At 74.0% G+C, this 11,342-nt stretch carries 9 protein-coding genes; 5 read left to right on the forward strand and 4 right to left on the reverse strand.

The window, feature by feature from the left end:
- Positions 1-46: 46 nt before the first annotated feature.
- On the forward strand, positions 47-205 hold the full coding sequence (locus ACFV0O_RS33075; RefSeq protein ID WP_360256524.1) for a hypothetical protein: 159 nt from the start codon (positions 47-49) through the stop codon (positions 203-205).
- A 19-nt stretch (positions 206-224) separates the two neighbouring features.
- Positions 225-1,115: a class I SAM-dependent methyltransferase gene (locus tag ACFV0O_RS33080; RefSeq protein ID WP_380347446.1), complete on the forward strand. Its 891-nt coding sequence runs from the start codon at positions 225-227 to the stop codon at positions 1,113-1,115.
- Positions 1,116-1,283: 168 nt separating this feature from the next.
- Here ACFV0O_RS33080 and ACFV0O_RS33085 read toward each other — a convergent pair whose 3' ends face one another.
- The 4 genes from ACFV0O_RS33085 to ACFV0O_RS33100 all read right to left on the reverse strand — a co-directional run bounded on the left by ACFV0O_RS33085 (position 1,284) and on the right by ACFV0O_RS33100 (position 5,522).
- Complete coding sequence (locus tag ACFV0O_RS33085) at positions 1,284-2,144, reverse strand: NAD(P)-dependent oxidoreductase (RefSeq protein ID WP_380347447.1); 861 nt, start codon at positions 2,142-2,144, stop codon at positions 1,284-1,286.
- A gap of 91 nt (positions 2,145-2,235) precedes the next feature.
- Positions 2,236-3,066: a hypothetical protein gene (locus ACFV0O_RS33090; RefSeq protein WP_380347448.1), complete on the reverse strand. Its 831-nt coding sequence runs from the start codon at positions 3,064-3,066 to the stop codon at positions 2,236-2,238.
- 235 nt (positions 3,067-3,301) lie between these two features.
- The gene (locus tag ACFV0O_RS33095) at positions 3,302-4,573 is read right to left on the reverse strand and encodes a phosphotransferase family protein (RefSeq protein WP_380347449.1); all 1,272 of its coding nucleotides are present in this window, start codon (positions 4,571-4,573) and stop codon (positions 3,302-3,304) included.
- Positions 4,574-4,631: 58 nt separating this feature from the next.
- Positions 4,632-5,522, reverse strand: coding sequence for a dTMP kinase (locus tag ACFV0O_RS33100; RefSeq protein ID WP_380347450.1), 891 nt, complete (start codon positions 5,520-5,522; stop codon positions 4,632-4,634).
- A 1,119-nt stretch (positions 5,523-6,641) separates the two neighbouring features.
- Here ACFV0O_RS33100 and ACFV0O_RS33105 point away from each other — a divergent pair.
- The 3 genes from ACFV0O_RS33105 to ACFV0O_RS33115 all read left to right on the forward strand — a co-directional run.
- Positions 6,642-8,153: a nucleotidyltransferase family protein gene (locus tag ACFV0O_RS33105; RefSeq protein WP_380347451.1), complete on the forward strand. Its 1,512-nt coding sequence runs from the start codon at positions 6,642-6,644 to the stop codon at positions 8,151-8,153.
- A gap of 4 nt (positions 8,154-8,157) precedes the next feature.
- The gene (locus tag ACFV0O_RS33110; RefSeq protein ID WP_380347452.1) at positions 8,158-10,035 is read left to right on the forward strand and encodes an ABC transporter ATP-binding protein; all 1,878 of its coding nucleotides are present in this window, start codon (positions 8,158-8,160) and stop codon (positions 10,033-10,035) included.
- The coding region (locus ACFV0O_RS33115) for an ATP-binding cassette domain-containing protein (protein ID WP_380347453.1) at positions 10,032-11,342 on the forward strand (1,311 nt) is incomplete at its 3' end. The genes ACFV0O_RS33110 and ACFV0O_RS33115, both read left to right, overlap by 4 nt.

The following is an 11,342-nucleotide window of genomic DNA, read 5'->3' on the forward strand; positions in this document are numbered from 1 at the left end:
CTGCCGCCCGTCCCGCCGACCGCATCCGCTGCGGAGGTCACGAGAGATGCTCACCGTCGTCTACTTCCTGATCGCCACCCCCCTCGGGCTGGCGAGCCGGCTCCTCCACGACCCGCTCTCGCGGCGCCGCAAGCGGCGGGCCGCGACCTACTGGACCGCACCCACCGCCGAGCCCCGTGACCGCCCCCGCTCGCCGGGGCGCTGACCGCCAGGAGGACCCCACCATGACGTCACCCGTTCCCGACCCCGTGCGGGAGGGGAAGGCCTTCGCGTACTTCAGCGGCGACGCCGCCCTCTACGACCGGTCGCGGCCCGCCTACCCGGACGCGATGATCTCCCGCCTCGTCGCCGCCATGCCGGGGCGCGACGTGGTGAACGCCGGCTGCGGCACCGGCATCGAGGCGCGACAGTTCCGGGCCGCCGGGTGCGCCGTGCTCGGCGTCGACCCCGACGCGCGGATGGCGGAGTACGCCCGCAGCACCGGCGTCGAGGTCGAGGTCTCGACGTTCGAGGACTGGGCGCCGGCGCGCCGGAGGTTCGACGCGGTCGTCGCCGGGACGGCCTGGCACTGGGTGGACCCGGTGGCCGGAGCGGCCAGGGCCGCGCAGGTGCTGAGGCCGGGCGGTGTGCTCGCGCCGTTCCACCACTCGTCCCACGTCCCGCCCGAGCTGGCCGAAGCCACCGGGGGGACGACGCTGCCGGCCTGGACCACCCGCTCCGCCGCGGCGTACCGGCGGTTCGCGCCCGCCTCCGCGTACGGCCCGGACGGTCGCCGACGGACCGCCATGGAGCTCTACCAGCCGATGTTCGAGGCGTTCGCGGACGGGATCCGGCGGACGGGCGCGTTCGGCGAACCCGAGCAGTGGCGGTTCGACTGGGAGCGGATCTACTCGCGGGACGAGTGGCTCGCCGTGGTCCCGACCCAGACCGCCCTCGCCGAGCTCTCGCCGGACGCGCTGGCGCGCGTGCTGGACGCCGTCGGGGGCGCCATCGACGCGATGGGCGGCCGCTTCGCCATGACCTACACCACCGTCGCGGTGACCGCGGTCCGTACGGAAGCCGGCCACGAGGGGCCGGACGGTCCGCCGCCGGGCCGGGACGGGCGGAGCGCCTGAGGACCCGTCCGCCGGGCGTGGCTGCGGCGCCGCGCGGCAGCACGGCAGCGTTGCAGCGGTGCCCGGCGGACGGTGCCCGGCGGGCGGCGGACGGCCAGGAGGGGACGGCCAGGAGGGGGACGGGCAGGTGGGCAGGGGGCCGGGCGGCCCCTCAGCCGCCCGCTGGGCTCACGGCGCCGGCCGGTCGCGCAGGTAGCCCGCCAGCACGGAGTAGTCCAGCTCGCCCAGTCCCGCGGCGACGGCTTCCTCGGCCAGCAGCCGGGCCTGGTGTGCCAGCCGCAGCTGCGCGCCGCAGGTGGCGGCCGTGGCCTCCGCGACCCCCATGTCCTTGGCGAAGAGCTTCAGCCGCGAGTCCGCGGGGAACTCGCCGCTCTCGATCATGGCCCGCTTGCGGGTGACCAGCGGGCCGACCCGGGTGCGCTCCAGTTCGTCGAGCAGCAGGTCCTGGTCGAGGTCCAGCCTGTCCGCCAGGGCCAGCCCCTCGGCCAGCAGCGCCACCATGGGCGCGACGCAGGTGTTCAGGACGCACTTGAGGGCCGACGCCGCGCCCAGCGGGCCGCAGCGCACGACCGTGCCCAGCGCCTCCAGGACCGGCCCGGCGGCGGCGTGCGCCGCGTCGTCGCCACCGGTCAGGATCCGCAGGTCGCCGGCGCTCGCCTGCGGGACGCTGCCGGTCACCGGCGCGTCGAGCAGCCGCACGTCCGAGGGCAGGTCCGCGGCCAGGGCGAGCGTCTCGTGCGGCGCGATCGTCGACATCTGCGCGATCACCTGCGGCCGGCCCGCCGCGACGCCCTCGGGCCCGCCGACCACCGCGCGCACGGCGTCGAAGTCGCTCACCAGCACGAGTGCCGCCCGGGCCCCCGCGGCGGCGGCCGCGGGGGACGGCGCGACGGTCACCCCGGTGCCGGCGAGGGCGGCGGCCCTGGCGGGCGTGCGGTCCCACACGCTGACCGAGAACCCCGACGCCGCCAGCCGGGTCGCGACCGGGAGCCCCATCAGGCCGAGTCCGCAGACGGCGACGGCGGTCATGCGTCCTCCCTCCGGCGGCCGGGGGCGGACTCGTACCGGTGCGGGCGCCGGCCCGGGGTCAGGGGGCCCCGCCGCGGGCACCGGACCGGATTCACGACCACAGCTCGGCGGCTTCCGTCAGGTCCGCACCGGAGGAGGCGCGCGCCGAGGCGAGCAGGGCTTCCAGGTCGGCGTCCGTTGCGGACACGTGCAGGTCGGTGAGCAGCCCGCTCGGCGGGACGTACTTCTGGAGCCACGCCGGGCACGACACCCGCACCGGGTCACCGCACGCCCGACGCCACGTCGCGGACAGGTCGATGGCGAACCCCGTCCCGGACCGGGTGACCGTGATCTCGGCCGGGCCGCGCCGCGAGCGGTACTTCGCCGCCGGAGTGTGGCCGGCGCCGGTGGCCGTCCCGGCGGTGCGGGCGCCGGCCGGACCGGAGTAGGTGTTGACCACCATCGCCGGGCCGTCGAGCACGTAGGTCAGGTGCCAGGCGCCGAACGGGACCACGGCGAGGTCCCCGGCCCGGCACTCCTGGAAGTACACGTACGACTCGTCGCCGGACTCGTCGAGCATGCTGCACAGCATGAGCACGCGGCCGCTGAGCACCTGGAAGATCTCCAGCTGGTCGGCGGGGTTCCAGTGCCCGGTCGAGCGGAAGGGCTCACCGCCGGGCAGTGTGCCGTCCTGGTAGATGACGAGGTCGGCGGACCACAGGGTGGCGCCGGCCACCGGGCCGTCCTGCCCCTCGGGGGCGGGCACCACCCGGGAGGGGAGCACGTCGCGTGCCGCGGAGTAGAGCTCCCGGTCGGCCCCGGCGGCGACCGCCGCGGCCACGGCGGCCGGGTCCGCGAAGCGGACGTCCGGGCCGCCCCCCTCGCCCTTGCCGAAGAAGTCTGCGAGGCGCCGTTCCTCCAGGCGCTTGACGGTCCGGTCCACGGGAAGTCTCCTGTCGTCGTGCTCGAACGTGCGGCGAGCAGCATCGGTCGGTGTGTTGTGCACGAACCTCGCCGGTGTCGGGCGGCCAGGACGTCGAAGCGGTGGTGGTGCCGGTACGGCGGTGGTGCCGGAGTGGCAGCGGTGCCGTGGTGTCGGCATGGCAGGGGTGCCGTGGTGCCGGTGGTGGCGGTCCGGCCGCGGCATCCACCCGGCCCGTGGCACGGAGGAGGGGCGGTCAGCCCGGGAGCGGGCAGGCCGTGGCCGGCCCGTGGACGGTGGCCAGGCAGGCCAGGTGCGCGGCGGGATCGGCCTCGGGTTCGGCGGGCCCGGACAGCAGGTCGTCGAGCAGCAGGAGCCCACTGAGGTGGAGCCCCAGGGCGAGTTCGCGGCGGGCGGCCGGACCGGTCGCCCCGGGGAAGGTGCGGACCGTCCGGTCCGAGAGCCGGCAGGCCGCCTCGGCCAGGACGTGGAAGGCGTGGGCGTACAGCAGCCTCCGGAGCCACAGCGGGTCGCCGTGGCCGAGCCGTCGGAAGAACCCGACGGTCGCCAGGGTGGCGGGCACCTCCGCGGCGGCGGCGCTGTGGGCCGGCACCGGGCGGCGCAGCCGCACGTCGTAGCCGCCGGTGGCGTCCCGGCCGATCTCGAACCCGCCGGTCATCGCGGCGTCGAACAGCGTCAGACTGAACAGCGCCTTCGCGGCGTCGTACACCGGGTCCCAGTGCTCGTCGATGCCGCGCGGGTCCACCACGGTGAACTGCCGGTCGGGGTCGAGGCCGTGCCGGCTCCCGGGCGCATCGGCGGCGCGCAGCATGAGATTGCCCAGGTTGAGGTCCCCGTGCACCGGGAAGTACAGCCGGGGCGGCTGGAGCGCGGCGAGCACGTCCTCCCGGGCGGCGGTCCGGCGGAGCAGCTCGTGGGCGGACGGCACCGGCCGTCCGTTCACCCGCAGGTCCGTCCCGTCGGTCAGCGGGCCCAAGTGCTCGGTCAGCAGGGGGAGTCGGCGGGCCAGCCGGCCGGCGTGGGTGCCGAGGCCGTGGCCGGGAGGGGCGGGCACGGAGCTCGCCGAGTAGCCGTGCGTCCCGAGGATCCCGAACACCGACCGCAGCGCCGCCAGGAACCGCTGCCGGCCGGGGTCCCCGTCGCGCAGCAGCGTGACGGGGGAGGCACCGTCGATCCAGGGCATCGCGTAGGCGCCCCAGTCGGGCCCCTGCCAGTGCCCGACGAGCGGGACGTAGTACGGCGAGAGGGCCGGGAGCTCCCGGTGGATCCGGGCGATCTGCGCGGGCTTGCGGAGGAAGGAGCCCAGGTCGTGGCCGTCCACCGCCCCGGCCCCGGCGCGCAGGACCTTGACGACGACCGCGTCCCCGTCCCCGTCCTCGCACCGGTACACCCGCGCGGGCGTGCCGCCGCCGGTGAGTTCACGGGCCCGCCGCAGTCCCAGTGCGTCGCGCACGCCCTCGGGGACCTGCTCCAGTACGTCCCGGGACCGCGCATCCGGTTCGGTCATCGGTGTGTTCGCCCCCCGCGACAGGTACACATGGACAGTGGTTGCGCCTCCCCGGGACCTACACGCCGGCCGGAGGAGGCCCGTCCGCGCGTCGCGCCGCCCGCACATCGGCGACCACGATGTCGTTGACGGCATCGAGGACTTCCGCAGGAGTGGCGCCGTCGACGTCGAGGACGTGCCAGCCCCAGTCGGCGGCCATCTGCTCGTACTCCGCCAGGAGCGCGCTCTGCAGTTCGAGGAACGACGACCGGCCCGTGCGACCCGCGAATCCCATGTCCTCGACCGGCCCGACGCCGCCGCGCTGCGCGGTGACGCGCTTGTAGCACTCCTCCGGCGTGACCCTCAGGAAGACGCCGATGTCGGGTTGCATGAAGTGGCTGGAGTAGGCGTCGGAGATGAAGTCGGACACCCGGGCGATGAGGTCCTTGGAGATGTCGTCGCTGGGAATCTCGTTGGCGACCCGCAGGACCTTGATGATGTTCTTGTAGCCGTAGCTGTCCGTGACGACTATCCGGCCGCGGGCCACGCTGGCGTTGAAGAACTCCGCCTGGATCAACATGTCGGCGACGAATTCGAGCAGTGCGGACGCCAGCACGCCGGAGCGGCGGACGTCGACCGGATAGGCGGAGCCGGCCTGTTCGAGTTTGGCGAGCGTGAAGTCCTCGTACAGCCGTGGACCGTGCTGCACACGGAGCGAGGATTCGTCGGTCGCCCCGCCGTAGCGCGTTCGCCAGGTCTCGACCAGGAGTTGGCGCAGGGTGAGGTGCGGAAAGTCGACGCGGTCGAGTTCGGCGGCGATGTCCCGCCACCGTACGAACTCGGACTCGTACCCGTGCTCCGTCAGCCGATCCGTCAAGCCGTGTGCGACGGTGGTCTTACCGGATCCGTCCAGTCCCAGGATCCCCACGTACATGCCGCGGCCCGTGCCAGGTGTTTCCGTCATTGCCATGGAAATGAACTCATTCCGGTCAAGCACCCCGTCTGCTCGCTCATGTTCTTTCCTGTGCGCACTGCTGGGTCCCGCCGCGGCCCGGGAAATTCAAGGCGCTCGCTCGTCCCGGCGGGGATGCGGATCCGGACAAGCTAGCGGCCTGTCGGACGTACGGCAAGGCCGGAGCGGCCCCGACGGTGTGTCGGGGTTCGCACGGACTCTCGATCGCGGTGTCCCGAAACCGGATGTGCGATAACGGACATGACGATCCGTCATTCGACCGCCGTGCACGAAGGCCCGTCGATCCGCGCGGATCGCGAGCTGTGGCCCCGATTCGTGCGGAAGGTGAACTCGCCGACGGAATGCCGGAGTTGTGCAGACCGCGTCAGGTCGGCGGCCGGTCCGCCGCTCCGCATCGGGTCGATGAATCCGCTGCGGGCCACGTGAGTCGGCCATGGCGCGACCTGTCCCCACCGGCGCGGACGCCCCGGGGCGGGATCGCAGGCGCGGAGTTCCTGCCCGAATGTGGATTCGACCGGCGGAATTGCCGAAACCGACTGATCAGGAGCACGGACGGGAAATGCCCGGGCCCGGTCGGCGGTCGGGCCCGCGCGTTCCATCGCGTGCCCGGAACGCGCCGTGCGAACCCGGACCGATGGTGGCCGTGGAATTGGTGGCCACGGTCTGACGGATAGGAAACTTTCCTAACTTCACGACCCGGACCATAGTCGACCCAAGAGTGGCTGTCAAGAACGTTTCTGACGTCACCTCACCCGTCCGCGCCGCGCTGACCAGGGCGAACGAAACGGCCGGCGGCATTCGGCGAATGGCCCCCCGAACCCCGCCCGCAGGCCGTCGAGTCCGACATGTCCCTCTATCGTGGGTATTGATCGACCATGAATTCCCGGATTTCCGGAACGCGAAAGGCTTGACGTCGCGGCGATGCAATCCCCAGAGTGTTGCGAACGCGAATGTCCGGGCGGCGTCGATGCCCCCGAGTGTGAATTCGCCACCCCCCTCGCCCGGAGCCGCCGTACCGGTTCCAGAAGAGCCCGAGGAGAAACAATGCGACTGACGGACCCTGCAGTTCCGGCTCTTCGTGAGGTCCTCCTGTGGGCGGCCGGAAGGCCCGGCGAAGTGCCCGACCTCGAACGGCTCGACCCGGACGCCCTCTACGAGGCCCTGGCCGCGCACCGGCTCGAAGTGCGCTTCCTGGCACGGCTGCCGGCCGATCAGGAGGCGGGCCCGGTGACCGCCGCCCTCCGTGAGCGGCTCGCGGTCCGGCGGCGGGAGATCGAGGAGTTGTCGGCCCGTCAGATCGACATGGTCGTCGAACTGACCGGGCAGCTACGGGCCGACAGCCCCGAGGACCGCCTGATGGTGCTCAAGGGCGTGACCCTCTACGGGCTCGGCGGCGACCCCGTCTCCCTGCGGCGCTCCTCGGACGTCGACGTCATCGCCCGCGACCCGGCCCGGCTGCTGGAGCTGGCCCTGAAGAGCGGCTACCGGCGGTTCGACTCAGGGAGCCACCTCGCGGCGTTCGCCACCGTGGAGTCCACCTGGCGCGGCGAGGTCGACATCCACTCCTACTACCCGGTGACCCGGCCCGGCGCCGAGGCCGCGCCCCGGCCGGCCGACCACCCGGGACACTGGGAGCACACCGCGGGCTACCTGGTCCGGCAGATCGGACCGGACGAGCTCACCGGATGGATCGCTGCCGCGCACCGGGGCCCGGTCCCCGCCGCGGTGAACCTGCTGCGGGCCGAGGTCGCCGCCCTGATCCACTCCTCGCACCTGCACGTCGAGGCGCTGCTGTGCGTCTACCCGATCCCCGCCGCCACCATCCGCCTCGCCGAACTGGCCACGGTGGTCGACCTCTGCGCGCTGCCCGAGTTCGACCCGGCCCTGATGGCCGAGCTGGCCGAGCGCTACCAGGCCGGTGAAGTCCTCTCCTACGCCCGCACGCTGGCCGTCGCGCTGCTGCACCGGGACCCGTTCGCCGGACATCCGCAGCTCCAGCGGCTCGCCCCGGTCCGGGAGGCGTTCCCGGTCGACCTCTGGTGGGACGGCCTGGCCGGCTTCGCGGTCGACCTCCCCTGGGATCCCGAGCAGTTGGTCCTGCGGGACCTGGCCATGAGCGAGGTGCTCGACTCCATCGGCGCCGCCGAACTGGTGCTGACCGACCGGCCCGCCCCGTTCTCCACCCGCCGGGGCGAGGACGGCGGGCTGAGCCGGGCCGTCCTGCGCCGCGCCGGCACCGACTTCGAGGTGCGCGGCAGCTTCCGCCACGCCGACGGAGCCCTGCTGATCGAACTCGCCGTCCCCGGCGGCACCGAACAGGAGATGACCGGCGTCTCGCTCAACTTCGGCGACCACCGCTACGAGTACTTCTACCGGGCGGCGGGAGACCTCCTCGACGAGGCGGACTACTCCAACGCGGGCCCGGGCTCGGTCCCCGCCGTGGCCACCGCCGAACGCGTGGACGGGCAGGACCTGTTCCGGTTCCGGGTGCCGCTGGCGGGCACCGGCGTCGGCCAGGACGGCGACGGCCGGATCACCCTCCTCGCCGGAGTGCGCCGGCAGGAGCGCGAATGGGGCCCGGTGCGCGCGGGAGCGATCCTGCCGCTGCTGATCACCGTCGGCGGCTGAGGCCGTGACGAACTCCCGCTGGGCCGAGCGCGCCGCCGACCGCCTGCTCGCCACCCGGCAGCTGCTGGCGCTGCTGCGCCGGGCCGGCACCCCCCTGGTGGCCGGCACGGCGGCGCTCCACACCCTGGTCGGCCTGCTGCCCGTCGTCTTCGCGCTGTGCGTCGGCTTCGCCCTGCAGGCCGTGCGCGACGGCCGGTTCGGCGACGGCGGGGGACTGCCCGGCGCCGGCGGGGGACCGAGCGGCTGGCTGGCCGTGGCGCTCGTCGCGTTCGTGGGCCAGCAGGCGCTCGCGCCGTTCCAGGTCTCGCTGTCGCAGGCGGTGGCCCAGCGGGTGGACGGCGCCTGCGTCGCCCGGCTGCTGCGTTCCTCGTTCGTCGACGCCCGCGCCGAAGTGGTCGAGAGCGAACGGGCCACCGACCAGCTCAGCGAGGCGAACCTGGCCTTCGACTCGCTCGGCCTGACCCCGGGCGCCGCCGCCGAGGGCGCGCTCGCGCTGATCGCCCGCTACGCCAGACTGGCCGGGTCGGTCGCCCTGGTCGCCTACGCCTGCACCTGGTGGGCCGCGCTCGGCGCCCTCGCCGTCGCCCTGATCACCCGCCGTGGGCAGACCGGGGCCTTCCACACCTACGGCCGGCTCTTCCGCCGGCTCGCGCCGCAACGCCGGAGGATGGCGTACCTCAGGGAACTCGCCACCAGTGCCGGCGCGGCCAAGGAGGTGCGCACCCTCGGCCTCACCGAATGGCTGGACAACCGCTACCAGCAGGAGGTGCGCGGCTACCTCGACCCGCTGTGGCGCGGCCGCCGGGCCGTCTACGGCCCGCCCTTCCTGCGCTACTCGGCCCTCGGACTGCTGGTGGGCGGCGCGGTCCTGACGGCCGTCGCCGCCGCCGGTGCCGATGCCGGCGGCACCGGAACCGCCCGGTTCGCCATCGCCCTGCAGGCCGCGGTGATGTGCCTGCGCTTCGGTAGCTACTTCCCCGAGTCCGACACCAAGCTGCAGTACGGCCGGCAGGCCCTCGCGGCGATCGTCGAGTTCGAACGCCTCAGCGCGGCGACCCCGGCCGAGGCCGCGCGGCCCGCCGTCGCCTGCCCGCCGTCCGGCGACCTCGACGTGCGCTCGCTGTGCTTCCGGTACGACGGCGGTGCCGTGCCCGTCCTGGACGGAGTCGACCTGGTGCTGCGCGAGGGCTCCTCCACCGCGGTGGTCGGCCTCAACGGCGCCGGCAAGACCACCCTGGTCAAACTGCTCACCGGCCTGTACCGGCCGACCTCCGGCACGCTGCGCTACAACGGCGTCGACCTCGGCACGCTGGACGCCGCGCACTGGCAGCGCCGACTGGCCGTCACCTTCCAGGACTTCGTCCGCTACGACCTCACCCTGCGCGAGAACGTGGCGCTCGGCTCGATCGAGCACCTCGACGACCTCGACGGCATCCGGGAGTCACTGGAACGGGTCGGACTGGGGGAACTGCTCGCCGCGCTCCCCGACGGCCCGGACACCCCGCTCTCGCGCCGCGCCCCGGGCGGCACCGACCTGTCCGGTGGCCAGTGGCAGCGGCTGGCCCTGGCCCGTTCGCTGTTCGCGGTCCGGCACGGCGCCTCCTTCCTGATCCTGGACGAGCCCACCGCGCAACTGGACGCACGCGGCGAGGCCGAGTTCTTCGAGAGCTTCCTCGACCTGACCAAGGGCGTGACCAGCCTGGTGATCTCCCACCGCTTCTCGACCGTGCGCCGCTGCGAACAGATCGTGGTCCTGGACGCCGGCCGCATCAGCGAACGCGGCTCGCACCGTGAACTCCTCGCCCGGGGCGGCACCTACGCCGACCTGTTCACCGTGCAGGCGAAGCGGTTCGCCGCCCGGACCGGGCCGGTGGAACGATGAGACTGCTGCTCGGGCTCCTGCGCTTCCTCGCCGTGTCCTCCTGGCGGACCGACCGGCGCCGACTCCTCGTCGGCGGGTCCCTGCTGCTGGCCGGCTACCTGGCCGCCCCCGTGGTCCCGCTGATGCTCAAGGGGCTCACCGACGCCGCGCTCGACGGGCACGGCGGCGCGGCCGTCGGCTGGGCCCTCGGCGCCGCGGTGGTCCTGATCTGCGAACTGATGCTCGGCCACTTCGCCCACCTGTCCTACTTCGAGCTGGGCGAACTGGTCGAACTCGGCCTCAACCGGCGGCTGCTGGTCCGCGTCAACGGAACCGAGGGGCCGGCCGCCTTCGACCGCCCCGAACTCGCCGACGACCTGGACCTGCTGCGCCAGGACGTCATCCGGATGCGGGACACCGTCCACGCCTCGCTCAGCCTGGTCTGCCTGGCAGCCCAACTCCTGCTCACCGCCGTCCTGCTGGCCGACCTCCAGCCCGTCCTGCTGCTGCTCCCGCTGGCCGCCGTGATCCCGGTGCTCACCGGCAAGCGCGCCGAACGCGCGGTGGAGACCGGGCGCCAGGAGAGCGCGCCGGCGACCGGTGCGATCCGGCACCTGCGCGGCCTCGCGGCCTCCGCCGCCGCGCAGAAGGAGATCCGGATCGCCGGCGCCCAGGGCTTCCTCCTCGCCAAGCACCGGGTCCTGCACCGGCAGGTCTCCGCCGTCCAGGCCGCGGCCCACCGCCGGCAGGCCCTGCTCCGCTCGGCGGGCCAGCTCTGCTTCGCGCTCGCCTACGCCGGATCCCTGCTGCTCGTCTTCCGGCAGGCCCAGCAGGGCCGGGCCGGCATCGGCGACGTGGTCCTGGTGGTCACCCTGGCCGGGCAGGTCAGCGGCCAGGTCTCCACCGGCCTGGACCTGCTGAGCAAGGTCTACGCGGCCGCGCTGGGCATCGCCCGGTTCGAGCGGGTCACCGGAGCCCTGGCCGGGCCGTCGCAGGACCGCGCGGCGACGGCGGCGGCGCCGTCCGCCCTGACCGGCGGCATCACACTGCGCCAGGTCTCCTTCTGCTACCCCGGAAGCCGCGAACCGGTGCTTCGGGACGTGGACCTGACCCTCCCCGCGGGCCGCTCGATCGCGCTGGTCGGCGAGAACGGAGCCGGCAAGTCCACCCTGATCAAGCTCCTGAACGGCCTCCACCAGCCGACCGGTGGTGGGGGGCGGGGGGGGGGGGCCCCCCCGGCCGGGGGGGGGGCGCCGGGCGGGGCCCGGCCCCCCCCCCCCCCCCAACACGCAAGACGCCCGGGGAAAACAAACCCCCCCCCCCGCCGG

Origin of the sequence: Kitasatospora sp. NPDC059577, assembly GCF_042735475.1 — a bacterium.
Lineage (GTDB): Bacteria > Actinomycetota > Actinomycetes > Streptomycetales > Streptomycetaceae > Kitasatospora.